The organism is Amycolatopsis sp. NPDC004747 (assembly GCF_053601335.1).
Genome location: NZ_JBSGBQ010000012.1, coordinates 32,004 through 58,149, shown reverse-complemented (window position 1 = coordinate 58,149; position 26,146 = coordinate 32,004). Strand labels below are relative to the sequence as shown.

The window sequence follows — 26,146 nt, the reverse complement described above, 5'->3', positions numbered from 1 at the left end:
TTCAGGCCTCGGCGTCGAGATAGACCCAGTGGCCGTCCTCACGCCGGAAGCGGCTGTTCTCTTCGAGGAAGCCGTCCCGGCCACGGTGGCGGTAGTGCGCCCGGAACTCGACGGTGCCTTCCCGGTGCAGCAGGCCGCCGCCGGTGCGGCCGAGGATCTCCAGCCGCGTCCACTCCTGGCCGGGGTCGAGCCGGAGCTGCCGCGGGCGGGTGTCCGGGTGCCAGGTGCGCAGCAGGTAACCGGTGTCGCCGACGGCGAAGGCGCTGAACCGCGACCGCATCAGCAGCTCGGCGGTGGGGGCGGTGAGCCCGCCGTCGTGGAACCGCCCGCAACAGGCGGCGTAGGACTCGGCGAGGCCACACGGGCACGAGGCGGGAGGCACCGGGGAATTCTGCCAGGCCGGGCCCGGTCCGCGGGAGGCCGGGCGACCGTCCACACCGGACTAACCGGCGTTGACCGGTTTCCCGCTCTCCCGGGCCTCCTGCGCACCCCGCACCGCGAGCCGGTCGGCTCGCTCGTTCTCCGGGTGGCCCGCGTGCCCCTTCACCCACAGCCACTCGACCGTGTGGCCGCCGATCGCCGCGTCGAGGCGCTGCCAGAGGTCCGCGTTCTTCACCGGTGCGCGCGCCGCCGTCTGCCAGCCGTTGCTCTTCCAGCGGGGCAGCCACTGCGTGATGCCGTTGCGCACGTACGTGCTGTCCGTGTACACCCGCACCTGCGACGGCCGGGTCAGGCTCTCCAGCGCGCGGATCGGCGCCGTCAGCTCCATGCGGTTGTTCGTCGTCGGCGTGGCTTCGCCGCCGTACAGCTCGCGCTCGTGCCTGCCGTAGCGCAGCACCGCGCCCCAGCCGCCCGGTCCGGGGTTCCCGCTGCACGCGCCGTCGGTGTAGATCTCCACGTCCACGCGGCGACCCTACCGGTCGTGCCCCTCGCCGAACGCTGCCACGCCGGGTTACGGTGAACCTCCGGAGGGGAGCCATGGGCGGGCACGACGACAATGCGGACGGGGCGCTCTTGGCGTACCTCGCCGACGCGGACCGCGAGTACCTGCTGGCTCGCGGCACCCGCCGCCGGTTCCGCGCGAACGCCTACGTGCTGATGGAGGGCGACCCGTCCGACCACGTGCACGTGCTGGTCTCCGGCTGGGTGCGCGTCTCCGCGATCGTCGAGGACGGCCGGGAGCTGCTCTTCGGCCTGCGCGGCCCGGGCGAGGTGCTGGGCGACCTCGCCGCGGTCACCGGGCGGCCGCGGTCGGCGTCGGTGCGCGCGATCGAGCCGTGCACGGCCTTCCAGCTGACCGGCGCGCAGTTCGTCGAGGTCCTGCACGCCCGGCCCGCGATCGCCGTCGCGACGATCAAGACGGTCGCGGCCCGGCTCCGCAACGCCGAGTCCGCGCGGCTCGACGCGGCCGGATTCGACGTCAGCCGCCGGGTCGCGGCGGTACTGGTCCGGCTGGCCGAGGAGCGCGGCCGGACCGTGCCGGAGGGGGTCGTCGTCGACGCGCTCTCGCAGGAGGACATCGCCACGCAGATCGGCGCGGCCCGGCGTACCGTCGCACGGGCACTGCGCGTGCTGCGGGAGCGCGGGATCGTCGAGACCGGCCGTCGCCGCTTCCTCATCCGCGAGCTGCGCGTCCTGCGCGCCTTCGCCCACTCTGAGCCAAATGGCACACAAGACGCGTGACAGCAGGCCTCTGACGGACGCCGCCGCCCGGTGATCCTGGAATCCGGCCGGAAAAGAATGCGATGCCACCGGCCGGATTTCATTTCGAGCGAGGTCGGGGAGCCCGTGCCGTGAACGTCTACTGCAAGATTCTGACCCTGGTGAAATCGGTCTTCGCCGCGTTCCTGGTCGGCGCCGTCGCGGGTTTTGCGGTGGCCGCCGGAAGTGCGGCGGAACCGGCAGCTCCGGCGTTGCACGGCTCCGCGCCGCTTTCCGCCTCGGCCTGGGTACAGCGATGAGGAGGTGTGTCTGATGGAGAGCCACTCGATCTGGGCCCTGATCTTCGGGGTGAACTGACCCGCGGTGCGACCCGGCCGGCCGGCTCGTGGGGGGTCGGCCGGCCGGGTATTGCCGAATGCCGGCGTCCGTGATTTGTCCTGCTTTCGGAGAACGGGAACTGGTAACGTGGGAAAAACTGCCGCGCGGGGACGAGGGGGTGGGACGACGGACGAGCACGCCTCCCCGTTCGTGCGCGAGCTGAACGAACTGCGCCGCGGCCGCGGCCTCGACGCCGCGGATCTGCACCAGCGGATCGGCCCCTGCCTGCGGGCGGCGTGCGCGATCACCGAAACCGACCAGCCCGCCGCCGCGCGCCAGAAGCTCGTGCTGCGGCTCACCGAACTGTGCGGGCGGCTGCCGCCGGACCTCAAGCTCGCCGCGCTCGCGGCGCTGGGCCTGCACGAAGAGGCCGCCGGGGAGTTCCTCGACCGGCGGATCTCGTGGCTGGCCAGCGTCCTCGACCGCGACCCGCGCACCGCCCGCCGCCGGATCGACCTGGCGTTCCGCCGGCTCGACGAGCAGCTCGGCGCGCCCGCACCCCGCGGCGACCTGCACCCGCTGGCCGGCTGGTACGTCGAGTCGATGAAGGCGATGCTCCGGCTCGACCGCGTCCCGCCGGAACTGCACGAGGAGCGCCGGATCGTCGCCGAGGTCGACGAGCTCGACGAGCTGGTCCTGCCGTTCAGCGTGCCGGCCGAACCGGGCAGCGACCCGGTGCCCGACATCACCGCGGACGCGTTGTTCGGCGGTGAAATCGTCGAAGCGCGCCAGGTGTCGGCGAGCCACGCGCAGTTCGTCATGCGGCTGCCGAACCCGCTGCGGCTCGGCCAGCGCCACGACTACGGCATCCGCTTCACGCCGAGGCGCACGGAACTGCGGCCGTACTACGTCATGACGCCGCTGCGCCGCTGCGAGGAGTTCTGCGTGCGGGTCCGGTTCGACCGCGCCGCACCGCCGTCGCGGGTGTGGCGGCTCAACGGCGTACCGGGCCGGGTGGTCGACGACGGCGTCGATTCGGGCGACGCGCTGACCGTCAACCGGGTCGGCGAGGTCGGCCTCGAGTTCCACGACCTGCACCAGGGCCTCAGCTACGGGCTGCAGTGGTCGTTCGAGCCGCGGGAAGGCTGAGACGTCCGGATACTGGGACGCGGAATAGCGGCGCGAGCACCGGGTTGGCATGGTCGTAGCCGACGGAAAAGGGGCCCGCGATGAGCACGTTCACCCAGGACTGGCAGGACTGGAAGGCCCGGCGCGAGACCGACCTGGCCGAGCCGCACGGCTGGCTGGCGCTGGTTTCGCTGGACTGGCTGACCGGCACCCCGCGCGAGTACCCCGGCATCCCGGGGCGCTGGTGGCAGGACGCCGACGCGGCGTACGTCGACCCGGCCGGTGCCTCGCTGGCCCACGAAGGGGAACCGCTCACCGGCGTCCGGCGGTTCGAGCTGGTGAACAGCGGCGCGGGCACCCGGGTGCTGGCCGGTGACGTCGAGATCGAGGTCGCCCGCCGGTCCGGGTACCTGATCCGCGTCCACGACCCCAAGGCCGAGGTGCTGCGCGAGTTCCGCGGTGTCCCGGCGTACGAGCCGTCGCCGTCCTGGGTGCTGTCCGGCCGGTTCGAGCCGTTCGACTCGCCGCGGCCCACGACGGTCGGCGCGGTCGTGGAAGGCCTGAGCCACGTCTACACGGCGCCCGGCGTGGTCCGCTTCTCCCACGATGGCGCCGAGCACACGCTGACCGCGTTCAACGGCAAGGACGGTGGCTTCAGCATCCTCTTCACCGACGGGACGAGCGGCGTGACGACGTACGCGGCCAACCGGTCGCTGCCGGTCGGCGCGCCCGGCGCGGACGGCTCGGTGACGCTGGACTTCAACCGCGCGGTGAACCTGCCGTGCGCGTTCACGGACTTCGCGACCTGCCCGCTGCCGCCGGCGGGCAACCACCTGCCGTTCGCCGTCGAGGCGGGGGAGAAGATCCCGTACGAGCGCGGGTGACTCCCCGCCTGCGGTTCAGTGGGCGACGTCGATGACGACGCGGTTGGGCCCGGTGAGGGTGAAGACCTTCACCGCGGTCCGCGACCGCACCCCGATCCCGATCGAGGTCTGCGCCTCGAAGTCACCGGTGAGGGCGATGGCCATGACGTTGGCGAGGTTCCGGGTCCGGAACTTCGACGGCCCGGTGTAGGTGGGGTTCCCGTTCGCGTCGTGCGCGACGAGCGGGAAGGCGGAAACGTTGATGAAGTACTCGCCGGTGAGCCACACGATGTCCCCGGTCGGGTCGGCGGTGAGCTCGTCGACGAGCTGGTAGTTGACCAGGGTGGGCACGGGCCCGGCCGAAAGGTCGAGCACGATCCGGTCGAACCCGGCGTTGAGCCCGGTCCGGATGTCGACCAGGGCGGGCGTGGCGGGCTCGGCCTGAGCCGGCCCCGCGGCGGCGAGCGTCCCGGCGAGCAGCAGCACGACGGCGGCGAGCGCACGTCTGAGGATTTTGGACATGGTGGACCTCCTGGCGGAATGAACCGATGGAAGTCCCAGCGCTGGGTTTGCTGGTGACGCCCGGTTCGTCCGGTGAGTTGCCCTGGGGCGGGTTTTGACGCTTCAAGCGTTATGCGGCTGCTCCGAACGTGTCAGCGGCGCCGATCGAGGGTCAACGAAAAGATCGAGCCGTCTGCCGTCGCGGAGTAGACCGTCGGTGGTTCGGGCACCGCGACCTGGGCTTCGGACTCCTCGAGGCGGCCGGCGAACGCCTGCTGCGCTTCTGTGACCCCCGCGGCGGATCGTTCGCCGAGCCGGTCATCGACCAGTGCGTCGACGCCGTACCTGACGGTGAGCCGCTCACGGTCGAATTCGAAGGTGGTGCTCGTGCCGTTTGCCCTGCCGAGCGGGGTATCGAAGGTCGTGCGCACCCGTCGGCGACGGTTCGTCCGGCCGAGCATCGCTTCGGGCGCCCAAATCCGGAGTGCGTCGAGGTTGCCGCCGAAATCGGCGAGCATCGCCCAGGACGCCCGCACCGTCGCGCCGGCGATCTCGGCTCCCAGTACCTCGGGCCGCTCGGCCTCGAACCGGAAGTCGCGGGCTCGCTCGATCATCTCCGGGGTGACCTCGTAGGACGGTTCCGTGTCGTCGACGGTGCCCACGGCGCGATAGCAGGTTTCGGTCTCGGAAGTGATCACCGAAGTCGCCAGGCCGTGTGGGACCCATTTGCCGACCGCCACACCGTCGAGTTGCGCCACCGCGCCGGCCAGCTGGGGCTCGGCGTAGCCGGGGGTCTTCGTGCCTTTGCACTCAAGGACCCGGAACCGATATCTGTTGCGCGAGCCGGGGGCGGGAGCGAGGAGGACGTAGTCGGGACGTCGGCTGGCCACGCGCCGCACCGGTGCGCTCGCGCCGAAGACGCGGCCGTCATCGAGTGCGACATCGACGTCGACCGCGACGGGCGGGGCGCCGGCGCCGGTCTGCCCGAACCAACGGCAGGCCAAGGCAACCCCGAAGGCGATCCCCATTTCCTCGGAGGCGACCCGGCGCAGGTTCCCCGTGACTCGGCGGCCTGCCTCGCTCAAGCCGAGCCGGGGCATGTGGGGCACCGAGTGATCAAGAGCGAAGAAGCCCAGGTAGCGCAGTAGTCCCCAGTACAGGTACGCGTCGAGCAGATCATCTTGGTACCGCGGTCGTGTCACGAAGGAAAGCTGGTGGAGCGCTTCGATCGGGCGCAGGCGAACACCAGTTGCGAGATCGGGCACGGAGGACAGGCTCTTGCGCGGCGCACGGAAGCCCTTCTGCTTCCGGATGCGTCTCACCAGGGCATCGTCGCTCTGCCCGTCCAGGTGTACTTCGGTGCCGAAGTCCACCATCGCCTGCCGGAAATCCAAGCCCGCCCCCTTGACGAAGTTTCCCTCGGGTGGGCTGCACCTGGTGGGCAGCCCACCCGAGCTCACCAGCCGCGCTCGCGCCACTCCGTCAGCTTCGGACGCTCCGCACCGAGCGTCGAATCGTCCCCGTGCCCCGGGTAGAACCACGTCTCGTCCGGCAGCTCCCCGAAGATCCGCGTCTCCACGTCGTCCAGCAACGACGTGAAGTTCTCCGGCGACGACGTCTTCCCCACCCCGCCCGGGAACAGCGAGTCCCCGGTGAACAGGTGCGGGTGCCCGGCCGGATCCCGGTACAGCAGCGCGATCGACCCCGGCGTGTGCCCGCGCAGGTGGATCACCGACAACGTGACCTCGCCCACCTTCAGCGTGTCCCCGTGCTCGACCAGGAAGTCCGGCGGCACCGGCAGCGGCGAAGCGTCCAGCGGGTGCGCCGCCGTGTTCGCGCCGTTCGCTCCCGCCACCGCGCCCAGTGCCTGCCAGTGGTCCTGGTGCTGGTGGGTCGTCACCACCGTCTTCAAAGAAGGCCGGTCCGGGCCGTGGCCGATCAGGTCGGAAATGCGGTCCGGGTCACTGGCCGCGTCGATCAGCAGCGCCTCGTTCGACGACCGGCACACCAGCAGGTACGCGTTGTTGTCCATCGGGCCGACGGACAGCTTGGTGATGGTGAGCGCGTCCAGGGTGCGGCGGGTGGCGTCGCCGCCCGGGTCGACGTGCCCGGTGTAGGTGTCCACGATGTTCACCGTGCACACGGTAGTCGTTTCGCTCCAAGCGGTTCCACCCGCACAGGCGGGCGGCCGGGCCGCCACGTAGGCTCGGGCGCGAACCCCGCCAGCCCCGACCTCAGGACGCCCGTGCCCACCTCCCCGACGCCGCGCCGGATCAGCTGGGACCTCCTCCGGGTCGTCGCCGTCCTCGCCGTCGTCCTCGGGCACGTCACCCACCAGGGCGCGCTGCTGCACCCGGAACTCACGGGGTACCCCGTGCGGGTGACAGCGCAGTTCGGCGCCGCGATCCTGCTGGTGATCTCCGCCTTCTTCGTTTGTGCCAGCCTCCGGAAGGGCAATCCGCGCCGGTGGCTGTGGAACCGCGTCGCGCGGCTCGTGCCGGCGTACCTGGTCGCCGTCCTGCTGACGTACGTCGTGACGCGCTGGGCCGCCATCTCCTTCAGCGGCCTGCCGTACCCGCCCGGCGTCACCGGGTTCCTCTTCGGCGTGCCGCAGGGGCCGCCGACGGACCCGTCGCCGTGGTACATCCCGACCTGGCTGGACCTGATCGCCAACCTCGGCATGGTGCAGGAGTGGGGCATCCGGTCGGAGACGTTCTACTACCTGGACGGCTCCTACTGGACGCTGCCGGTGCAGCTGCTCGCCTTCACCGGCGCCGCCCTGCTGTGGCCGCGGTCGTGGCGCACCCACCGGCTGACCGTCGCCCTGCTGTGGGCGCTGATCCTGGTCCCGCTCGCGCTGCGCTTCCTCGTCTTCCCGCCGGGCACGGCGAGCCCGGTTGTCGAGACCTTCTACTACGGCCTGGGCCTGCACCGGCTGCACGTCTTCGCCATCGGCGTCGCGATCTGGCTGTGGGCGCAGCGGCGGCTGAAGACCTGGCACATCGCGCTCTTCGTGGTGGCCGCCGTCACGGCGCAGGACCTGCAGGTGTTCCCGTTCCACGTCGCCCTGCCGCAGGACGCGCAGCGCTGGCCGTCCACGATCGGGTTCGCCCTGCTCCTGCTCCTGGTCTGCCTGGCCGCCCGCGGCCCGGACTGGCGGTTCCCCGGGCTGGCGCGGATCGCCCCGGCCGTCACCTGGCTCGCGGGCATCTCGTATGGTCTTTACCTGGTGCACCAGGAACTGGGCTATGTCCTGGCCCGCGCTCTGCTCGACCTGGGCCTCCCCGGCTGGCTGCGGCTTCCCGTCGTCGTCGGCGCCGCCGTGCTGGCCGGCTGGGCGGTCACCGCGGGGGTCGAACGCCCGGCCCACCGGTGGCTCACCAGACGTCGAAAGCCCGAAGAACCGCAGGTCAAGGACGCGGAACCCGTTTTTGTCGGTGGTGGCTCGTAGCATGGATCGAGGCCACCCGTGCACCCTGAAACCGGGTCGGCGACCGCACTGAAGAAGACATTGAGAGGACCCTGGCGTGGCTGATCGCCTCGTTGTTCGCGGCGCCCGCGAACACAACCTCCGCGGCGTGGATCTCGACCTGCCCCGCGACAGCCTGATCGTGTTCACCGGCCTGTCCGGGTCCGGGAAGTCGAGCCTCGCCTTCGACACCATCTTCGCCGAAGGGCAGCGCCGCTACGTCGAGTCGCTCTCGGCGTACGCCCGGCAGTTCCTCGGGCAGATGGACAAGCCGGACGTCGACTTCATCGAGGGCCTTTCGCCCGCGGTGTCGATCGACCAGAAGTCCACCTCGCGCAACCCGCGCTCCACCGTGGGCACGATCACCGAGGTCTACGACTACCTGCGCCTGCTCTACGCCCGCGCCGGCAAGGCGCACTGCCCCACGTGCGGCGAGCCGATCAGCAAGCAGACCCCGCAGCAGATCGTCGACCAGGTGCTCGCCATGGAGGAGGGCACCCGGTTCCAGGTGCTCGCCCCGGTGGTCCGCGGCCGCAAGGGCGAGTACGTCGACCTGTTCGAGAACCTGCAGCAGCAGGGCTACGCGCGCGTGGTCGTCGACGGCACGGTCCACGCCCTCACCGACCCGCCGAAGCTGAAGAAGCAGGAGAAGCACCAGATCGGCGTGGTCATCGACCGCCTGACGGTGAAGGCGGCCTCGCGGCAGCGGCTCACCGACTCGGTCGAGACGGCGCTGCGGCTGGCCGACGGGCTGATCGAGCTCGAGTTCGTCGACCTGCCGGACAACGACCCGCACCGGATCCGCGGCTTCTCCGAGAACCTGGCCTGCCCGAACGGCCACCCCCTGGCCATCGAGGACCTCGAGCCCCGCTCGTTCTCCTTCAACTCGCCCTACGGCGCCTGCCCCGAGTGCACCGGCATCGGCATCCGCAAGGAGGTCGACCCGGAGCTGGTGGTCCCGGACGACGAGCTGTCGCTGGCCGAGGGCGCCATCGCGCCGTGGTCGGGCGGGCAGAGCGCGGACTACTTCGTCCGGCTGCTCGAGTCGCTCTCGGAGACCATCGGCTTCCGCATGGACACGCCGTGGCGGCGGCTGCCGGCGCGCGCCCAGAAGGCGGTGCTGCACGGCGTCGACGAGCAGGTCCACGTCCGCTACAAGAACCGCTACGGCCGCCAGCGCTCGTACTACGCGAACTTCGAGGGCGTCATCCCGTTCCTCGAGCGGCGCCAGGAGCAGACCGAGTCCGAGTACATGCGCGAGCGGTACGAGGGCTACATGCGCGAGGTGCCGTGCCCCGCCTGCCAGGGCACCCGGCTCAAGCCGGAGATCCTCGCGGTGACGCTGGCGCACAAGACCCGCGGCGACATGTCGATCGCCGAGGTCTGCGCGCTGTCCATCGCGGAGGCGTCGCAGTTCCTCGACGAGCTGGAGCTGGGGCAGCGCGAGGCGATGATCGCCGGCGCGGTGCTCAAGGAGATCCAGGCCCGCCTGCGCTTCCTGCTGGACGTCGGCCTGACGTACCTGTCGCTCGACCGCGCGTCCGCCACTCTTTCGGGTGGTGAAGCGCAGCGCATCCGGCTCGCGACGCAGATCGGCTCGGGCCTGGTCGGCGTGCTGTACGTGCTGGACGAGCCGTCGATCGGCCTGCACCAGCGCGACAACCACCGGCTGATCGAGACGCTCACCCGGCTGCGGAACCTCGGCAACACGCTGATCGTCGTCGAGCACGACGAGGACACCATCCGCTCCAGCGACTGGGTGGTCGACATCGGCCCGGGCGCGGGGGAGCACGGCGGCCACATCGTCCACAGTGGACCGTACAAGAAGCTGCTCAAGAGCAAGGAGTCGCTGACCGGGCAGTACCTGTCCGGCCGCCGCAAGATCGAGGTGCCTGCCATCCGGCGGCCGGTCGACAAGAAGCGGCAGCTGACCGTCGTCGGCGCGCGGGAGCACAACCTGCGCGGGCTGGACGTCTCGTTCCCGCTCGGCTGCCTGGTCTCGGTCACCGGCGTCTCGGGCTCGGGCAAGTCGACGCTGGTCAACGACATCCTTGCGACCGTGCTGGCGAACAAGCTCAACGGCGCCCGCCAGGTGCCGGGCCGCCACACCCGGGTGAACGGCCTGAACAACGTCGACAAGCTGGTGCGGGTCGACCAGTCGCCGATCGGGCGGACCCCGCGGTCCAACCCGGCCACCTACACGGGTGTCTGGGACCACGTCCGCAAGCTGTTCGCGGCGACCACCGAGGCGAAGGTCCGCGGCTACCAGCAGGGCCGGTTCTCGTTCAACGTCAAGGGCGGCCGCTGCGAGGCGTGCGCGGGCGACGGCACGATCAAGATCGAGATGAACTTCCTGCCGGACGTCTACGTCCCGTGCGAGGTCTGCAAGGGCGCCCGGTACAACCGGGAGACCCTGGAGGTGCACTATAAGGGCAAGACGGTCTCGGACGTGCTCGACATGCCCATCGAGGAGGCCGCGGAGTTCTTCGAGCCGATCAAGGCCATCCACCGCCACCTGCAGACGCTGGTGGACGTCGGCCTCGGCTACGTCCGGCTCGGCCAGCCGGCGCCGACGCTGTCCGGCGGTGAGGCGCAGCGCGTCAAGCTGGCCAGCGAGCTGCAGAAGCGCTCGACCGGCAAGACGGTGTACATCCTCGACGAGCCGACGACGGGTCTGCACTTCGAGGACATCAACAAGCTGATCGGCGTGATCAACGGCCTGGTCGACAAGGGCAACTCGGTGATCGTGATCGAGCACAACCTCGACGTGATCAAGACCTCCGACTGGATCATCGACATGGGCCCCGAGGGCGGCTCGGGTGGTGGCACGGTGGTCGCCGAGGGCACCCCCGAGTACGTGGCCGACGTCGAGGAGAGCTACACCGGCCAGTTCCTGAAGACGGTCCTCTAGCGGCTACCGCTCCTTCCCCGTGGTCTGGTGGACCACGGGGGAGAGCGGGCCGTAGTGCAGCGCCCGGAGCCGGTAGGCCGACCCCTCCTCGCCGGGGAGCAGCGACAGCGCGCACGTCGTCACGCCGGGATCGGTGACCTCGACCGGGTCGAAGTCCGGCGCGCCCGGCCGCCGCATCTCCAGCAGGAAGCCGTCCTCGTCCGGCGTGCGGTCGGTCCAGGTGAACGTCACCGTGCCGGCCGCGGTCGCCGTGTGCAGGTCCGTCGAGACCGGGCCGGTGAACGGCTGCAGCCGGTAGTGGAACTGCGTCTCCGGGATCAGGTCCGGGTGGTGGTAGCTCGTCACGTGCGGGGCGAGGAAGCGCAGCGTCGTCCACGGCCCGGCCGGGTCGTTCGCGTATTCGACGCGGTGCCCGGCGTCGTCGTCCGGCCACGTCAGCACCACGTCCGTTGGCGACGTCAGCGAGGCCGTGAAGGCCGGCGGGGGAGCCGCGGAACAGCCCGTGGCCACCAGGGCCACCACGGCGAGGTGTTTGACGGGCACGACGGCCTCCCGGCACGAGCGGGGGCGGCGGTGCGGACGTGATCAGCTTAGGAACCCGCCCGCACGGCGACAAGATCGTGCCGATCACCGGGACACACCAATCCGGCGGCGAACCGGCACCGAACGGCCCGAAAACCCGGCTGAACCGTTTCGCGCCTGCCGCCGTGTCCTGGGTAACGAGGTCCGCCGGACGGCGGAGCCGCCCTCACCGAGGAGAGAACGTCATGAACCGTATCCGGCCAGTGGTCGCCGCTGCGGCGGCGCTGTTCGCCGCCGCCTCGTTGTCCGCCTGTGGTGACATGGCCAGCGGCGCCCAAGGGCCGGCCCACGGTGAGCCGGGGCACAAGATGCTCCAGGTCGGCATGGTCAACGGCGTCGGCGCGGTGGTCACCGACGCCGACGGCAAGACGCTCTACCGCTTCGACAAGGACCTGTCCCAGCCGCCGACGTCGAACTGCGAAGGCGACTGCACGAAGTCCTGGCTGCCGATGCTGGCCGGGGTGGCAACGCCGATGCTCAAGGGCATCCAGGACACCCAGGTGGGCACCGCGACCCGCAAGGACGGCAGCAAGCAGATCACGCTCAACGGCTGGCCGCTGTACGAGTTCGCGGGCGACAAGGCGGCGGGCGACATGAACGGCCAGGGCGCCAACGGCACGTGGTTCGCCATCGCCCCGGACGGCAGCAAGATCACCGCGGGCGGCAAGGCCGGCGGGGCAGGGTCCTGACGGACGACGGGTTTCCGGGCAGAACGAGGAAGGACGGGCAGCCGATGAACACCATGGTCGCGCTGCGCTCGGCGCACGCACCGCCGGTGGAGCTGAGGGTTGCAGTACTGTCCTCGCCGACTCAGAACACCGTCGGGAGGACGAGGGTGGCCATAGGAGGCAGGCGGCCTAAGAAGGCCAAAGGCGAAGACCTGATTCGGCAGCTGTACGCCGAACACGGGCGAAGCCTGCTGGCCTACGCGACGAGGCTGACCGGGGACAGAGCGGCAGCCGAGGACGTGGTCCAGGAGACGCTCGTCCGTGCGTGGAAACACGCGGACGACTTGCAGAACGACGGGAAAGGCTCGGTGCGCGGCTGGTTGCTGACCGTCGCGCGCAACCTGGTCACCGACCGGGCACGGGCCCGGGCGGCCCGGCCACAAGAGGTGGCCGAACCGGCCGAAGGCGTGCCGACCCCGGCCGTCGAGCGCGATCACGCCCAGGGCGTGGTCGACTCGATGACCGTGCTCGGGGCGATGGACGGGCTGTCCAACGAGCATCGAGAGGTCCTGGTGGAGATCTACTACCGGGGACGGACGGTGGCCGAAGCGGCGAGAACACTGGGCGTCGCACCGGGTACCGTGAAATCAAGGTCGTACTACGCACTAAGAGCACTCAGAGCAGCGATGATTTCGAGCGGAACGGAGGTGGCGCGATGAACTCGGTGGACGAGAGTCACACGCAGCTCGGCGCGTACGCCCTCGGCGCGCTCGATCCCAACGAAGCAGCCGACTTCGAGCGGCGGCACCTGCAGACCTGCGCGCAGTGCCGGTTCGACCTGAACGAGCTCGTGGCCCTGCGCGACTCGCTCGACGAGGTGCCGCCCGAGGCGTTCCTCGAAGGGCCGCCCGAGGGCGGGGACCTGCTGCTGCAGAAGACCCTGCGCCGGGTGCGCGACGAGGAAGAGCGCGTGGCCCCGCCCCGCTCGTCCCGCCGGGGCCTCGCCCTGGTCGCGGCGGCGGTGCTGGTGGTGGCCGCCCTCGGTGGCGGGATCCTGGTGGGACGGCAGACCGGCTCGACCGGTCCCGACGTCGCGCTGCCCGTGCCGCCGACGGAGGTCCCCGGCACGAAGAACGTCGAAGGCCGGGACCCCACGACCGGGGTGCAGCTGGCCGCGTCGGTCAGCCCGTTCCAGGGCTGGGTCCGCGTGAACGTGGCCGTGAAGGGCGTGCACGCGGGCGAGAAGTGCCTGCTGCAGGTCACGACCAAGAACGGCCAGGCGGTGACGGCGGGCAGTTGGCAGGTGTCCGAGAAGTGGGAGAGCCAGGGCTTCTCGCTCGACGGGTCGGCGCTGGTCGCCCCGGACGACGTGAAGTCGGTCGACATCGTCACGGTGGACGGCCGGAAGCTGGTCTCGGCCCAGGTGTGACGTGACGGGCGCGCAGTACCGGTTCCGCAGCACGTGGCTGCTGCCCCGGACGGCGCCCGGGCGGGTGTTCGACGTGGTCACCGACCTCGCCGGCTACCCGCGGTGGTGGTCGGACGTCCGCGCGGTGCGCCGCGTGGACGACGACACCGCCGAGCTGGTTTGCCGGTCCCGGCTGCCGTTCCGGATCGTCGTCCGGATGCACCGGGACCACCAGGACGAGCGCACGGGCCTGATGCGGGTCAGGCTCAGTGGCGACCTCGACGGGACCCTGGCGGGAGCGGTCCGCGCGGCGGGCGCGGGCACGCTGCTGGAGATCACCCAGGACGTCCAGGCCCGTAAGGAGTTGCTGCGGCGCTTCGACACGGTGGCCCGGCCGCTCTTCCGCGCGAACCACGCGCTGATGATGCGGCGGGGCCACCGTGGGCTTTCCGCCTACCTCGCCTGACCGAGTCCGTAACTCACGTGATGGGGGCCGAGACCGGCGTGATGGGAGCCGGAACTCGCGAGTTCCGGCTCCGATCACGCGAGTTCCGGCTCCGATCACGCGAGTTCCGGCTCTGTTCACGCGAGTTACGGGCCGGGTCAGGCTTGGCCGGCGACGCAGAGCTCCGGAGCCACCGCGGCTCGCCGGGTCCGGCGGGCCAGCACCAGCCCGCCCAGGGCGACCGCCGCGATCAGGAAGCCCGCGCTCACCCCGTAGGCCAGCCGGTATCCGGCCGCCAGGGCTTCGCGGTGGTCCAACCCGGCCAGGCTCTCCGTGCGGGAGGCGGCCACCGCGGCCAGCACCGCCGTGCCGATCGCCGCCCCGACCTGCTGGGTCGTGTTGATCAGCCCCGAGGCCACGCCCGCGTCCGACGCCGGGACGTCCGCCATCGCCAGGCCCATCAGCGCCGGGATGGCCGCGCCGGCGCCGAGGCCCATCAGCAGCAGCGGCGGCAGGACGTCCGCGAAGTACGAGCCCGACACCCGGGTGAGCAGCAGCAGCCCCACGATCACCAGGCCGAGCCCGGCGAGCAGCACCGCGCGCGGCCCGAACCGGGCCGTGAGCTTGTCGGCGAAGCCGAGCGACGCCACCGCGATCACCAGCGGCACCGGCAGGAACGCGACACCGGTCCCCAGCGCGTCCAAGCCCAGCACCTGCTGCAGGTACAACGCCGTCACGAACTGGAAGCCGAGCATCCCGGCCACCATCAGCACCATCACCACGTTCGCGCCGGCCACCGCGCGGATCCGGAACAGCCGCAGCGGCAGCAACGGCGTCCGCGCCTTCGCCTGCCGCACCGCGAACGTCGCGAGCAGCGCGACGGCTGCGGACACCGCGCCCCAGGACGACGCCGAAATGCCGTACACGCCGAGCATCACCGCGGCGGTCACCAGGACCGCGCCGAGCACGTCCAGGCCCGCTCGCAGGCCGGTCCCGCGGTCCGGCGCGACCACCCGGACGGCCAGCACCAGCGCGGCCACGCCGATCGGCAGGTTGACGTAGAACGTCCAGTGCCAGCTCAGCGCCTGCGTCAGCGCGCCACCGGCGATGAGCCCGATCGACGCGCCCGCCGCCTGCGTGAAGCTGTAGACGCCGATCGCCTTCGCCCGGGCCCGGGGCTCGGGGTACATCGTGACGATCATCCCGAGCACCACGGCCGACGCCAGCGCGCCGCCGACACCCTGCGCGAACCGCGCCACGACCAGGACACCCGCGTCCGCGGCCAGCCCGGCGACCAGCGAAGCGAGCGTGAACAGGCTCAGCCCGCCGAGGAAGACGCGGCGGCGGCCGAGCAGGTCGCCGAGCCGTCCGGAGAGCAGGAGCAGGCCGCCGAAGGCGACCAGGTAGGCGGTGAAGACCCAGGAGAGCCCGGCGGGCGTGAAGCCGAGGTCGGCCTGGATCGCGGGCAGCGCCACCGCGACGATGCTGCTGTCGAGCACGACCATCAGCGAGGCGGCGCAGAGCACCGCCAACGCAAGGCCGCGGGAGCGGGTGGGGTGGTTCTCGGCCATGACAGGCCCCTCCAGTCGAGAGTTCCCCTGGTCGTCGCCAGGGCACTTCTTGTAACAGTGCCCATCATGTGTGACCATGAGTGCTCGCGTAAGGAGGCACTTTCATGTCCCAGGGGAACATCGGTGTACCTGTCCAGGTCACCGAGATCGACCCGGAGAAACTCGACGTCTGCACCGTGCTGGAGGTCATCAACCGGATCAGCGGCAAGTGGGCGATCGGCATCCTCCTGGAGGCCATCCGCGGCCCGGTGCGGTTCACCGAGCTGGAACGCTCGGTCCAGGGGATCAGCCGCCGGATGCTGACGCTGACCCTGCGCAACCTCGAGCGCGACGGCCTGCTGCGCCGCACGATCTACCCGACCGTCCCGCCGCGGGTGGAGTACGAGGCCACGGCGATGGCGAAGGAGCTGTACCAGTCGCTGAACGGCCTGCTCGGCTGGGCGGAGCAGCACCGCGACGACATCGCGGCCGCGCGCGTCGCCTACGACGCCGCTTCCTGAAGACGTGGAACGGGCCGCGGTGCGAGGTCGGGGAGACTCGCACCGCGGCCCGCGGTGGTTCGTGCACAGCGGGGGCATGGGCACGAACGTTCAGGGAACTACCTCACCGCGACCTCTTCGGGCTCGGGCTGCCGCTCCTCGTCGATCAAGGTGGCTTCGTCGAACGGCGCGGTCCCGGCGAACACCCGTTCCGCCTGCTCGCGGTCGAACTCCTTGGTCCAGTTCCCGATGAGGACGGTCGCGACCGCGTTGCCGGCGAAGTTGGTCAGCGCGCGGGCCTCCGACATGAACCGGTCGATGCCGAGGATGAAGCCGACGCCGTTGACCAGTTCCGGCCGGTGCGACTGCAGGCCGCTGGCCAGGGTCGCGATGCCGGAGCCGCTGACGCCGGCCGCGCCCTTCGACGCGATGATCATGAACACCAGCAGGCCGATCTGCGCGCCGATCGACAGCGGCTCGTCCTGGGCCGCGGCGATGAACAACGTCGCCATGGTCAGGTAGATCGCCGTGCCGTCCAGGTTGAACGAGTACCCGGTGGGCACGGTGATGCCGACGACCGACTTGCCGACCCCCAGGTGCTCCATCTTCGCGATCAGCCGCGGCAGCGCCGACTCCGACGACGACGTCGAGAGGATCAGCAGGAACTCGCGGCCGAGGTAGCGCAGCAGGCTGAGGATGTTGACGCGGGCGCCGATCCACAGCACCAGGCCGAGGATGACGAACACGAACACCAGGCAGGTCGCGTAGAAGCCGATCATGATCACCGCGAGGCTCTTCAGCGCCGCCCAGCCGGTCGCGCCGACCACCGCGGCGATCGCGCCGAACGCACCGATCGGGGCGGCCCACATGATCATCGCCAGCACCCGGAAGACCAGGCGCTGGATGTGCTCGACGCCGCGCAGGATCGGGGCGCCCTTGGGGCCCAGCTTCTGCAGCGCGAACCCGACCAGCAGCGCGATGAGCAGCGTCTGCAGGACCTGGCCCTCGGTGAAGGCGGAGACGAACGTCTTCGGGATGATGTGGAGCAGGAAGTCGACCGGGCCTTCCGAGCCGGTCGCGGACTTCTGGACGCTCTTCACGTCGGCGGGGTTGAGGTGCAGCCCCTCGCCCGGGTGCAGCAGGTTGCCGACGACCAGGCCGATGGCGAGCGCGAAGGTCGACATCACGATGAAGTAGACCAGCGCCATGATGCCGACCTTGCCGACCTTGGCCGCCTTGGCGACCGAGCCGACGCCGATCACGATGGTGCAGAAGATGATCGGCGAGATCATCATCTTGATCAGGTTGACGAACCCGTCGCCCAGCGGCTTCAGGCCCTTGGCGAAACCGGGGAAGAGAAAGCCCACCAGGATCCCGAGCAGGACCGCGACGATCACGGCCAGGTACAGGTAGTGGGTCTTGTCGCGGCGGCGCGGCGCCGCGTCGGGGGTCGGTGTAGGCACCGTTGCCTCCAGCTCGGGGGTGTTCAGGTTGCGGCACACTGTAGGCCGAGTTCGGTGATCCGGCTCACTTGTGTTCATTGAGTTCGTGTGATGATCGCACCGTCCCGTTCGGACAGCTGCCCGAGCGGTGTGCTGGTATGAGGAGGTGCCCCCGACGTTGCGGTCCCATTGGAGCCTCGCGCGCCAGCTGCTCGTGCTGCAGCTGGTGGTGCTCTGCGTGCTGGCCGGTGCCGGGATCACCTTCGCCTGGATCGACGCGCAGCACGCGGTGGAGCAGAACGCCGAGGACCAGGTGCGCGCGGTCGCCGTGACGGTCGCCGAGGAGCCCAGCGTCGTGGCGGCGGTGGGGAAGCCGGACCCGAGCGCGGTGCTCCAGCCGTTCGCGCTGCGCCTCAAGGACCAGGCCCACGTCGACTTCATCACGATCATGAGCCCGGCCGGGATCCGGTACACGCACCCGACGCCGGCGCTGATCGGGCAGCACTACATCGGGAACATCGACAAGGCGCAGCAGGGTGAGGAGCTCACCGAGACCTACACCGGCTCGCTCGGCCCGTCGGTGCGCACGATCGTGCCGGTGTTCGACGCCGGCCACCGGGTGGTCGCGCTGGTCGCGGTCGGGATCACCGTCAAGGCGATCTCGGCCGAGCTGCGCGAACGGCTGTGGCCGCTGTTCGGGGTGGCGAGCGCGGTCGTGCTGGTCGGGGCGCTCGGCGGCTGGCTGATCAGCGCCCGGCTGCGGCGCCAAACCCGGGGCGTCGCGCCGGACGAGCTGAGCAACCTCTTCGAGTACCACGAAGCCGTGCTGCACTCGGTCCGCGAAGGCGTCCTGCTCGTCGGCCGCGACGGGCGGATCGGCCTCTGCAACGACGGCGCGCGCACGCTCCTCGGCCTCGACGCCGACCCGGTCGGCCGCGACCTGGCGACGCTGGGCCTGCCGGACGGGCTGGCCGAGGCGTTCACGTCGGCGGAAAACCGGGCCGAGGAACTGCACCTGACGGACTCGCGCGTGCTGCTGGTCAGCACGACCGCCGTCCGCTCGGGCGGCCGCGCGCAGGGCACCGTCGTCGTCCTGCGCGACCACACGGAACTGCAGTCGCTGACCGGGGAACTGACCACCGCGCGCGGCCTCGCCGAGGCGTTGCGGTCGCAAGCGCACGAAGCGGCGAACCGGCTGCACACGGTGGTTTCCCTCGTCGAGATCGGCAAACCCGAGCAGGCCGTCGAGTTCGCCACCGCCGAGCTCGCCTTCGCACAGGAGCTGACCGACCGGGTCGTCGGCGCGGTCGCCGAGCCGGTGCTCGCCGCGCTGCTGCTCGGCAAGGCGGCCGAAGCGAGCGAGCGCGGGGTGGAGCTGGCGGTCACGCCGGACACCGTGATCGACGACGTCTCGCTCGGCGTCGAGGCCCGGGACCTGGTGACCATCCTCGGAAACCTGATCGACAACGGCCTCGACGCGGCCGCGCGCGGCACCGGGCACCCGAAGGTCGTCGTCACCGCCCGCACCGACGACGACGGCCTGCTGCTGCGCGTCGCCGACACCGGGCCCGGCGTGCCCGAGGGCGCGGACGTGTTCCGGCGGGGGTGGTCGACGAAGGCCGAGGACGGCCACGGGCTCGGCCTCGCGCTGGTCGGCCAGGCGGTGCGCCGCTACGGCGGCACGGTCGAGGTCGGGCACGACGCGGGCGCGGTGTTCACCGTGCGGCTCCCGCGGCAGGAGGCGGCCCGGTGATCCGCGTGCTGGTGGTGGAGGACGAGCCGGTGGCCGCCGAGGCACACCGCGTCTACGTCGAACGGCTGCCGGGGTTCGCGGTCGCGGGCGTGGTCCACTCCGGCGGCGAGGCACTGCGGTTCTGCGAGCGCGAGCCGGTCGACCTGGTGCTGCTGGACTTCTACCTGCCGGACACGCACGGACTGGCGGTCTGCCGCTCCCTGCGCGCGGCGGGGCTCCCGATCGACGTCATCGCGGTGACCTCGGCCCGCGACCTCGGCCTGGTCAAGGCGGCGGTGTCGGTCGGCGTGGTCCAGTACCTGCTCAAGCCGTTCACGTTCGCGACACTGCGCGAAAAGCTCGAGCGCTACGCGGAATTCCGCGACGCGTCCGGCGAGGTCACCGGCCAGGCGGAGATCGACAGGGCCCTCGGCGCACTGCGCACGACCGAGCAGCCCCCGCTGCCGAAGGGGATGAGCGTCCAGACCCTGGAGGCGATCACGGACGCACTCTCCGGCGCGGCGGAGGGCCTTTCGGCAGGCGCGGCGGCTTCGGCGATCGGTGCCTCCCGCGTGACGGCCCGGCGGTACCTGGAGTACCTGGCGGACAACGGGATGGCCCACCGCGAACCGCACTACGGCCAGGTCGGGCGGCCGGAGGTCTGGTACCGCCTGACCCGCGTATAACGACCTATACCTCCGCCTCTGCGACTTCCGGCGGTTCCGGCGACGCTCCCCGTGCGGTAGACCGGGAAGATCACCGACCAGGGGAGTGCCGCCATGCGGAAGTGGGCCGGGTTCTTCGCAGCGTTCGTACTGTCCCTCGGGCTCGCCACTCCGGCGTCCGCCGCGGAGCCTGCCGCGGACGTCACCGAGGTGCAGGTCACCGGGCCCGTTGCGCAGCGGTTCAACCTCGTCGTCCTCGGGGACGGCTACACCGCCGCCGAGCGGCCGAAGTTCTTCGCCGACGTCCAGCGGCACGTCAGCACCCTGTGGTCGCTCGAGCCGTTCAAGTCCTACCGCAGCTACTTCAACGTCTACGCCATCTCCATCGCCTCGCCGGAGTCCGGTGTGGACTGTGACCCCGGTCTGGCCGCGCCGAAGCGCGACACCCCGCTGAACATGGGTTTCTGGGGCGGCTGCAACCCGCAGAGCGTGCAGCGGCTGCTGACCGTCGACGACGCGGCCGCCCAGCGGTACGCCGACCTCGTGCCCGGCACGACGCCGGCGAACCGCCAGATCCTGGCCCTGGGCAACAGCTCCACCTACGGCGGCGCGGGCGGCACCTACGCGACGGCGTCCGGCGGGAACGCCCTGTCCGCGCTGATCTCGCCGCACGAACTCGGCCACTCGCTCGGCGGCCTCGACGACGAGTACGACTACTACGCCCGCAACGTCCCCGGCGGCGCGTACGAGGGCGGCGAGCCGGACTCGATCCACCACACGCTGCTGACCGAACAGCAGATGCGCGCCCAGCACGCCAAGTGGTGGCGCTGGCTCGGCGAACCCAGCGAGTCCGGCGGCACGATCGGCCGGTTCGAAGGCGGCCTGTACACCCAGACCGGCGTCTGGCGGCCGAGCAGGCACTCGATGATGAAGACGCTCGGCTACGCGTTCGACCAGGTCGGCCGCGAACGGATGACGCAGCGGATCGCGGCGAAGGTCCCGCTCGTCGCGGGCGGCACCCCGGCCGGCACGATCGGCGCCGACCGCGTCGTCCGGGTGCGCCCGATGCACCCGGTGGACCACCGCCTGGACGTCACGTGGACGCTCGACGGCACGCGGCTGCCCGGACGGGACGCGGTCGACCTGCGCCGAGCCCACGTCAAGCCGGGCAAGCACACGCTGACGGCGACGGTGACCGATCCGACCCCGTTCGTCCGCGACCCGGCCGCCCGCCCGTCGGCGACCCGCACCTGGACGGTCGACACGGCGGTGGTCACCCCGCCCGCCGGCGGCCCGGCGGTGGTGGCCTCGACGCCGGTGTCGCGCCCGGTCGGCGGCCACGACGTGGTCTACGTCGAAACCGGCGAGCCGACCGGCTCGATCCCCGAGGTCCTCTGGCGGCTGGACGGCCGCCTGGCCGGGACCGGCTCCGACTTCGCCCTCGACGTGCCCCGCGGCTCGCACACCCTGACGGCCACGACCGGCGGCACGACGCTGACCTGGCCGGTGGACGCGACGGGCCCGGTGACCACCGCGGAGCTGCCGCCGGGCGGCGAGTACCACGGTTCGTTCACGATGCGCCTGACCTCCCCGGACGGGATGCCGGAGTTCCGCGTGGACGGCGACGGCTGGCACAAGTTCTACGGCTGGCCGACCGACCCCGGCGCGCCGTACCTGTTCACCCCGCGCGGCACGGAGATCGACGGCCTGGCCTACGGCAACCTGGGCGAGGGCGGGCTGACGGTGTCACCGTTCGCGGAGCGGAAACCGGGCTACGGCAAGCACCGCATCGAGTACCGGTCCATCGACGCGGCGGGGAACGTGGGCCCGGCGAAGTCGGTCACGGTGACGCTGCTGCCGTGATCACCGCGGCCGGCCCGGCACGCCCGGCCGGGTCTGCCACGGGTGCGGCCCGGCCAGTGGCCGGTACTCGACGCCGAGCGCGTCCAGCCGCGGCAGGTGGTGGTCGCGCAGCCGCGGCAGGAACTCCGCGTACTCGCGCGGCCCGGAACTCCAGGCCACCTCCGCGAACGCCGACAGCCGGGGGAACGCCATGTAGTCGACCCGCCGCACGTCGTCGAGGTGCTCGCTCCACACCTGGGCCTGCACCCCGCGCAGCCGCGGCCCGGTCAGCACCGGCTCGTACGCGTGGACGTCCTCCAGTGTGTGGACCCAGCCGACCGGGATCGGCTCGTCCGCGTCCGCGGACTGCCGGTGGTCCAGGTACACGTGCTGCTCCGGGCACAGCACCACGTCGTGCCCCGCCGACGCCGCGCGCACGCCCGCGTCCTCGTTGCGCCACGCGCCGATCACCATCGGCGGGAGGCCGGCCGAGTCGAGGACCTCGTCCCAGCCCATCGGGGTGCGGCCGCGGGCCACCAGGTGCTCGGCCAGCTGCCGGACGAACGCGCGGTGCTCGTCGGTCGCGCCCGGCGTCTCGTCGCCGCCCAGCGCGATCACCTCGGACGGGAAGATCTCCAGCAGGTGGTCGAACACCTGCCGGAAGAAGTCCAGAGTGGACTCCGACGGGGAAAGCAGCGAAGTGCTGATGCCCCACGAATCCCAGACTTCGTAGGACGACGACGTCCCCAGCGACGGATAAGCCGCTAGTGCCGCCCGCGCGTGCCCCGGGATGTCGATCTCCGGCACCACCGTGACGGCCCGCGAAGCGGCGTAGGCGACGATCTCCCGCAGGTCGTCCCCGGTGTAGAACCCGCCGTGCGGACGGCCGTCCTGGACGCCGCCGCTGCCCACCATCGACGACGGCCGCCAGCCGCCCACCGACGTCAGGCGCGGGAACGCCGGCACCTCGAAGCGCCAGCCCTGGTCGTCGGTGAGGTGCAGGTTCAGCACGTTCAGCTTGTGCGCGGCCAGCAGGTCGACGAACCGGAGCACCTCGGCCTTGGTCCGGTGGTGCCGGGCGACGTCGAGCAGGCACCCGCGCCACGCGAACCGCGGGTGGTCTTCGACGACCCCGCACGGCAGCGGCGCCGGGGCGAAGCCGGCCACCCGGAACGCGGCCGGACCCGCCAGCTGCCGCAGCGTCTCCCGCCCGTAGACCTCCCCGGCGGGATCCGCCACCTCCAGCACGACGCCCGAGGGGGAGATCGTGAGCCGGTAGCCCTCCGGCGGCAGGTCGGCGGCCCGAACGTCCACAGTGGACGGCCAGGGGCAGGTTCCGGGAGAAGGTGTCACCGAAACCGGGCGGGGGAGCAGGGTGTCGAAAGCCATTTCAGCCCTTCACGGCGCCGGCCATGCCGGACACCAGCCGTCGTTGGACGAGGACGAAGAACACGAGCACCGGGATCGTCATCAGCGTCGAGGACGCCATCACCGCGCCCCAGTCGGTGTCCTCCGGCTTGAAGAACACCAGGATGGCCTGCGGCAGCGTCTGGTTCTCGGTCTTGGAGACGATGAACGTCTTGGCGAACAGGAAGTCGTTCCAGGCGTGGATGAACGCGAGCACGCTCACGGCCACCAGCCCGGGCGCGACCAGCGGGAACAGGATCTGCCAGGTGAACCGCACCCGTGACGCGCCGTCGAGCTTGGCGGCTTCTTCGAGCTCCACCGGCACCGCCGCGACGAACCCGCGCAGCATCCAGATCGCGAACGGCAGGCTGAACGCCAGGTGCACCAGCACCAGCGAACCCAGCTCGTTCAGGCCGAACGCCGGCACGACCCCGCCGATCTGGCGCATCAGGAAGAACAGCGGGATGGTCAGCGCCTCCACCGGCACCATCTGGGCGACCAGCGTCATCACCAGCAGCACGGTCCGGCACTTGAAGGAGAACCGCGTCAGCGCCACCGCCGAGAGGAACGACATGACCAGCGACAGCGCCACGACGACCAGCGCCACCAGCAAGCTGTTGACGAAGTACCGCCCGAAGCCCGACACGGTGAGCACGCGGGAGAAGCTGTCGAACGACGGGTGGACCGTCCACGGCTTCGGTGAAGCCGACTGGATCTCGCCCGCGGGCTTCGCCGCCGACAGCAGCATCCAGTACAGCGGGAACGCGACGATCCCGGCGATCACGACGGTGACGGCCTCGGCGACCAGCCGGCCGGGCCGTCGGACAGCTAGAGCCATGCCGCGCTCCGGCGCTGAGACCGGACGTACAGCCCGGTGACCGACAGCAGCAACAGCGTCATCACGACTCCGATCGCCGAGCCGAGGCCGTACTCCTGCCCGGCGAAAGCCTGTTGGTACGCATACACGTTGAGCACGAGGTTGCGCCCGGCGACGCCGCCGCCGTTGGTCATCACGTAGATCTGGGTGAACACCTTGAAGTCCCAGATGATCGACTGCACGGTGGCGATCATCAGCAGCGGCCGCACCATGGGCAGCACGATCGTCCAGGTCGTGCGCCACGCCGACGCGCCGTCGAGCGACGCGGCTTCGAGCACCTCGTCCGGCACGCCCTTGATCCCGGCGTACATGGTGACCAGCACGAACGGGAACGAGCACCAGATCACCTCGGCCGCGACCAGCCCGAACGCGCCGAGCGTGCCGAAGGTCCACGAGTGGTGTTGCAGCGGCAGCCCGATCCCCGACAGCACCTCGTTGACCAGGCCGAAGTCGGTGTCGAAGAGGAAGAGCCAGACGTAGGAGCCCGCGATCGCCGGCGTCGACCACGCGCCCAGCGCGGCCAGGAACAGCAGCGTCCGGGGCAGCGAGCGCACGCGCGAGGCCAGCACCGCGAGCCCGGTACCGACGACGAGCGAGCCGACGACGCAGGCCGCGGCGAACCCGACCGTCTTGCCGAGCACGGTCCAGAACTGCGCCTGGGACAGCAGGTCGGCGTAGTTCGCGAAGCCGAGGAACACCAGCGGCGCGTTGCCCGCGGCCTGCGGCTGGCCGTAGTCGTAGAACGAGATCAGGACCAGCTGGTAGATCGGGTAGGCCAGCAGCGCGGCGAGCAGGACGCCCGCCGGGGCGAGGTAGAGCGCGGCGGCCCGGCCGTCCCCCTTCCGCCGCGGCCGCCGCGCGGGCGCCGTGGCGGAAGGGGCCTCTTGGAGGGCCACCACTAGCCGAATGCCTTGTTCATCGCCGCGGCCGCGTCGGTCAGGGCGGCCGCCGGGTCCTTGCCACCGGTGGCGATCTGCTGCACGGCCGTCGGCAGCACGTTCTGGCTGTCGATCTTCGACCAGGCCGGCGTCGCCGGGACGAACTTGGTGCCCGCCTTCAGCGTGTCGACGAACGGCTTGAGGAAGGGGTCGTTCGCCGCGAGCTTCTGCTGCACGCTGCCCAGCGTCGGCAGGTTGCCCATCGCGGTGTACATCTTCTCCTGGTACTTCGCGCCGCCGAGCAGCTCGACGAACTCCAGCGCCAGGCTGCGGTGCTTGCTCGCCTTGAACACGCCCAGCAGGTTGCCGCCGGCGAACGCGGGGGCGGTGCTCCCCGCTGTCGTGCCCGGGATCGGCACGACGGCGTACTTGCCCTTCACCGCGCCCTGCTCGACGGCCTTGCGGTTGAAGTCGCCGCCGATCGTCATCCCGGCCTTGCCGCCGGCGAACGCCGTGACGCTCTGCGTGCCGGTCAGGTTCGCGCACTGCGCGGGCGGGCAGATGTCGTCCTTGAGCAGGGACGCGTACTGCGTCACGCCGGCCTTGGTCTGCTCGCCGTCGACCGTCGACTTCCACTTGCCGCCGTTGTCCTGCGCCAGCTCGCCGCCGTTGGCCCAGAGGAAGGGCAGCATGGCGTAGGTGTACTTGCCGCCGACGGAGATGCCGTAGAGGTCCGGCTTGGCGGCCCGGATCCGGCGGGCGGTGTCGGTCAGCTCCGCCAGCGTCGACGGCGGCTTCAGGCCGAGCTCGGTGAAGACGTCGGTGCGGTAGTAGAGCGCCCGGATGCCGGTGTACCAGGGCAGGCCGTAGGTCTGGCCGCCGGACTTCGCCGTGTCCAGCACGGTCGGGATGAGGTCCTTGCCCTCGGGCCACGCCGCGAGGTCGCCGGTCAGGTCGGCCAGCGCGCCGGTGGCCGCGTAGCTGGAGACGTCGGTGTTGCCGAACTCGGCGACGTCGGGGGCGTTGGCCGGGTCGTTGAAGGCGCCGGAGAACTTGTCGGCGCGGCCCTCGACCGGCACCCACTGGACGTCGACCTCGACGCCTTGGTGCGCGGCCTTGAACTCGGTGATGGCGTCCTTGACCGCGGCCTCCTTCGGCGCGCGGTTGGCTTCGTCGAACAGCCAGACGCGGACGGTGCCGGTCTTGTCGTCCCCGCCGCCGCCCGCGGGCGCGGACTGGGTGGGTGCGCAGCCGGCCAGCAGGGCCAGCGCGGCGACGAAGGGCAGCAGTCTCATGGT

General features: G+C 71.2%; 26 protein-coding genes. 14 read left to right on the top strand and 12 right to left on the bottom strand.

The window, feature by feature from the left end; translation table 11 throughout:
• Position 1: 1 nt before the first annotated feature.
• Positions 2-382, bottom strand: coding sequence for a YchJ family protein (locus ACWEGE_RS20760; protein ID WP_449662079.1), 381 nt, complete (start codon positions 380-382; stop codon positions 2-4).
• 60 nt (positions 383-442) lie between these two features.
• Positions 443-904, bottom strand: a complete 462-nt coding sequence (gene rnhA / locus ACWEGE_RS20755; protein ID WP_310976647.1) for a ribonuclease HI — start codon at positions 902-904, stop codon at positions 443-445.
• Between the two features lie 74 nt (positions 905-978).
• Here rnhA and ACWEGE_RS20750 point away from each other — a divergent pair, with 74 nt between their 5' ends.
• The 4 genes from ACWEGE_RS20750 to ACWEGE_RS20735 all read left to right on the top strand — a co-directional run bounded on the left by ACWEGE_RS20750 (position 979) and on the right by ACWEGE_RS20735 (position 3,992).
• Positions 979-1,683 (top strand): Crp/Fnr family transcriptional regulator, encoded by a 705-nt coding sequence (locus ACWEGE_RS20750; RefSeq protein WP_449662078.1) that lies wholly within the window; start codon positions 979-981, stop codon positions 1,681-1,683.
• Between the two features lie 110 nt (positions 1,684-1,793).
• Entirely contained in the window at positions 1,794-1,961 is a 168-nt protein-coding gene (locus tag ACWEGE_RS20745) for a hypothetical protein (protein ID WP_449662077.1), read from the top strand.
• Between the two features lie 229 nt (positions 1,962-2,190).
• Entirely contained in the window at positions 2,191-3,129 is a 939-nt protein-coding gene (locus ACWEGE_RS20740) for a hypothetical protein (protein ID WP_449662076.1), read from the top strand.
• An 80-nt stretch (positions 3,130-3,209) separates the two neighbouring features.
• Positions 3,210-3,992 carry a DUF1684 domain-containing protein gene (locus ACWEGE_RS20735; protein WP_449662075.1) on the top strand — a complete coding sequence of 261 codons (783 nt, stop codon included), beginning with the start codon at positions 3,210-3,212 and terminating at the stop codon, positions 3,990-3,992.
• A gap of 15 nt (positions 3,993-4,007) precedes the next feature.
• Here ACWEGE_RS20735 and ACWEGE_RS20730 read toward each other — a convergent pair whose 3' ends face one another.
• The 3 genes from ACWEGE_RS20730 to ACWEGE_RS20720 form a co-directional block, all read right to left on the bottom strand.
• The gene (locus ACWEGE_RS20730) at positions 4,008-4,493 is read right to left on the bottom strand and encodes an AMIN-like domain-containing (lipo)protein (protein WP_449662074.1); all 486 of its coding nucleotides are present in this window, start codon (positions 4,491-4,493) and stop codon (positions 4,008-4,010) included.
• Between the two features lie 131 nt (positions 4,494-4,624).
• On the bottom strand, positions 4,625-5,866 hold the full coding sequence (locus tag ACWEGE_RS20725; protein ID WP_449662073.1) for a hypothetical protein: 1,242 nt from the start codon (positions 5,864-5,866) through the stop codon (positions 4,625-4,627).
• Positions 5,867-5,928: 62 nt separating this feature from the next.
• Positions 5,929-6,606 (bottom strand): MBL fold metallo-hydrolase, encoded by a 678-nt coding sequence (locus ACWEGE_RS20720; RefSeq protein WP_449662072.1) that lies wholly within the window; start codon positions 6,604-6,606, stop codon positions 5,929-5,931.
• A gap of 111 nt (positions 6,607-6,717) precedes the next feature.
• On the opposite strand from ACWEGE_RS20720, the gene ACWEGE_RS20715 reads away from it, so the two are divergent.
• Complete coding sequence (locus ACWEGE_RS20715) at positions 6,718-7,923, top strand: acyltransferase family protein (protein WP_449662071.1); 1,206 nt, start codon at positions 6,718-6,720, stop codon at positions 7,921-7,923.
• Between the two features lie 76 nt (positions 7,924-7,999).
• Positions 8,000-10,852 (top strand): excinuclease ABC subunit UvrA, encoded by a 2,853-nt coding sequence (uvrA, locus tag ACWEGE_RS20710; protein ID WP_449662070.1) that lies wholly within the window; start codon positions 8,000-8,002, stop codon positions 10,850-10,852.
• 3 nt (positions 10,853-10,855) lie between these two features.
• Here the strand turns inward: uvrA and ACWEGE_RS20705 are convergent, their stop codons facing one another.
• Complete coding sequence (locus tag ACWEGE_RS20705; protein ID WP_449662069.1) at positions 10,856-11,395, bottom strand: fibronectin type III domain-containing protein; 540 nt, start codon at positions 11,393-11,395, stop codon at positions 10,856-10,858.
• A 224-nt stretch (positions 11,396-11,619) separates the two neighbouring features.
• On the opposite strand from ACWEGE_RS20705, the gene ACWEGE_RS20700 reads away from it, so the two are divergent.
• The 4 genes from ACWEGE_RS20700 (at position 11,620) to ACWEGE_RS20685 (ending at position 13,976) form a co-directional block, all read left to right on the top strand.
• A complete protein-coding gene (locus ACWEGE_RS20700; RefSeq protein WP_449662068.1) occupies positions 11,620-12,123 on the top strand; it encodes a hypothetical protein in 504 nt (167 codons plus the stop codon).
• A gap of 146 nt (positions 12,124-12,269) precedes the next feature.
• Positions 12,270-12,821 (top strand): sigma-70 family RNA polymerase sigma factor, encoded by a 552-nt coding sequence (locus ACWEGE_RS20695; RefSeq protein ID WP_026469270.1) that lies wholly within the window; start codon positions 12,270-12,272, stop codon positions 12,819-12,821.
• Positions 12,818-13,531 (top strand): anti-sigma factor family protein, encoded by a 714-nt coding sequence (locus tag ACWEGE_RS20690; RefSeq protein ID WP_449662067.1) that lies wholly within the window; start codon positions 12,818-12,820, stop codon positions 13,529-13,531. The genes ACWEGE_RS20695 and ACWEGE_RS20690 overlap by 4 nt, the downstream gene beginning before the upstream one ends.
• Before the next feature lies 1 nt (position 13,532).
• A complete protein-coding gene (locus ACWEGE_RS20685; RefSeq protein ID WP_449662066.1) occupies positions 13,533-13,976 on the top strand; it encodes an SRPBCC family protein in 444 nt (147 codons plus the stop codon).
• A 137-nt stretch (positions 13,977-14,113) separates the two neighbouring features.
• Here ACWEGE_RS20685 and ACWEGE_RS20680 read toward each other — a convergent pair whose 3' ends face one another.
• Positions 14,114-15,526, bottom strand: a complete 1,413-nt coding sequence (locus tag ACWEGE_RS20680; protein WP_449662065.1) for a DHA2 family efflux MFS transporter permease subunit — start codon at positions 15,524-15,526, stop codon at positions 14,114-14,116.
• A gap of 104 nt (positions 15,527-15,630) precedes the next feature.
• Between ACWEGE_RS20680 and ACWEGE_RS20675 the strand changes: the two genes are divergently transcribed.
• Positions 15,631-16,026, top strand: coding sequence for a winged helix-turn-helix transcriptional regulator (locus tag ACWEGE_RS20675; protein ID WP_449662064.1), 396 nt, complete (start codon positions 15,631-15,633; stop codon positions 16,024-16,026).
• A 98-nt stretch (positions 16,027-16,124) separates the two neighbouring features.
• Here the strand turns inward: ACWEGE_RS20675 and ACWEGE_RS20670 are convergent, their stop codons facing one another.
• Positions 16,125-17,468: a cation:dicarboxylate symporter family transporter gene (locus ACWEGE_RS20670; RefSeq protein WP_449662063.1), complete on the bottom strand. Its 1,344-nt coding sequence runs from the start codon at positions 17,466-17,468 to the stop codon at positions 16,125-16,127.
• A 145-nt stretch (positions 17,469-17,613) separates the two neighbouring features.
• Here ACWEGE_RS20670 and ACWEGE_RS20665 point away from each other — a divergent pair, with 145 nt between their 5' ends.
• The 3 genes from ACWEGE_RS20665 to ACWEGE_RS20655 all read left to right on the top strand — a co-directional run bounded on the left by ACWEGE_RS20665 (position 17,614) and on the right by ACWEGE_RS20655 (position 21,707).
• Positions 17,614-19,200 (top strand): ATP-binding protein, encoded by a 1,587-nt coding sequence (locus ACWEGE_RS20665; RefSeq protein WP_449662062.1) that lies wholly within the window; start codon positions 17,614-17,616, stop codon positions 19,198-19,200.
• Positions 19,197-19,865 carry a response regulator gene (locus ACWEGE_RS20660; RefSeq protein ID WP_176171321.1) on the top strand — a complete coding sequence of 223 codons (669 nt, stop codon included), beginning with the start codon at positions 19,197-19,199 and terminating at the stop codon, positions 19,863-19,865. The genes ACWEGE_RS20665 and ACWEGE_RS20660 overlap by 4 nt, the downstream gene beginning before the upstream one ends.
• A gap of 93 nt (positions 19,866-19,958) precedes the next feature.
• Positions 19,959-21,707, top strand: a complete 1,749-nt coding sequence (locus tag ACWEGE_RS20655) for a M64 family metallopeptidase (protein WP_449662061.1) — start codon at positions 19,959-19,961, stop codon at positions 21,705-21,707.
• Here the strand turns inward: ACWEGE_RS20655 and ACWEGE_RS20650 are convergent, their stop codons facing one another.
• Genes ACWEGE_RS20650 through ACWEGE_RS20635 form a run of 4 tightly spaced genes read right to left on the bottom strand, consistent with a single transcriptional unit; the run spans position 21,708 to position 26,143 of the window.
• Positions 21,708-23,075, bottom strand: a complete 1,368-nt coding sequence (locus tag ACWEGE_RS20650; protein ID WP_449662060.1) for a beta-N-acetylhexosaminidase — start codon at positions 23,073-23,075, stop codon at positions 21,708-21,710. It abuts the gene before it with no gap.
• Position 23,076: 1 nt separating this feature from the next.
• Positions 23,077-23,931, bottom strand: coding sequence for a carbohydrate ABC transporter permease (locus ACWEGE_RS20645; RefSeq protein ID WP_449662059.1), 855 nt, complete (start codon positions 23,929-23,931; stop codon positions 23,077-23,079).
• The gene (locus tag ACWEGE_RS20640; protein WP_449662058.1) at positions 23,922-24,869 is read right to left on the bottom strand and encodes a carbohydrate ABC transporter permease; all 948 of its coding nucleotides are present in this window, start codon (positions 24,867-24,869) and stop codon (positions 23,922-23,924) included. Before ACWEGE_RS20640 ends, ACWEGE_RS20645 begins: the two co-directional genes overlap by 10 nt.
• The gene (locus tag ACWEGE_RS20635; protein WP_449662057.1) at positions 24,869-26,143 is read right to left on the bottom strand and encodes an extracellular solute-binding protein; all 1,275 of its coding nucleotides are present in this window, start codon (positions 26,141-26,143) and stop codon (positions 24,869-24,871) included. Before ACWEGE_RS20635 ends, ACWEGE_RS20640 begins: the two co-directional genes overlap by 1 nt.
• Positions 26,144-26,146: the final 3 nt, after the last annotated feature.

Bases quoted from the DNA above. Each gene is read 5' to 3' on its own strand.
- ACWEGE_RS20750 (WP_449662078.1), top strand. From the start codon at position 979: ATGGGCGGGCACGACGACAATGCGGACGGGGCGCTCTTGGCGTACCTC.
- ACWEGE_RS20735 (WP_449662075.1), top strand. From the start codon at position 3,210: ATGAGCACGTTCACCCAGGACTGGCAGGACTGGAAGGCCCGGCGCGAG.
- ACWEGE_RS20730 (WP_449662074.1), bottom strand. From the start codon at position 4,493: ATGTCCAAAATCCTCAGACGTGCGCTCGCCGCCGTCGTGCTGCTGCTC.
- ACWEGE_RS20700 (WP_449662068.1), top strand. From the start codon at position 11,620: ATGAACCGTATCCGGCCAGTGGTCGCCGCTGCGGCGGCGCTGTTCGCC.
- ACWEGE_RS20690 (WP_449662067.1), top strand. From the start codon at position 12,818: ATGAACTCGGTGGACGAGAGTCACACGCAGCTCGGCGCGTACGCCCTC.
- ACWEGE_RS20680 (WP_449662065.1), bottom strand. From the start codon at position 15,526: ATGGCCGAGAACCACCCCACCCGCTCCCGCGGCCTTGCGTTGGCGGTG.
- ACWEGE_RS20675 (WP_449662064.1), top strand. From the start codon at position 15,631: ATGTCCCAGGGGAACATCGGTGTACCTGTCCAGGTCACCGAGATCGAC.
- ACWEGE_RS20655 (WP_449662061.1), top strand. From the start codon at position 19,959: ATGCGGAAGTGGGCCGGGTTCTTCGCAGCGTTCGTACTGTCCCTCGGG.
- ACWEGE_RS20650 (WP_449662060.1), bottom strand. From the start codon at position 23,075: ATGGCTTTCGACACCCTGCTCCCCCGCCCGGTTTCGGTGACACCTTCT.
- ACWEGE_RS20645 (WP_449662059.1), bottom strand. From the start codon at position 23,931: ATGGCTCTAGCTGTCCGACGGCCCGGCCGGCTGGTCGCCGAGGCCGTC.
- ACWEGE_RS20635 (WP_449662057.1), bottom strand. From the start codon at position 26,143: ATGAGACTGCTGCCCTTCGTCGCCGCGCTGGCCCTGCTGGCCGGCTGC.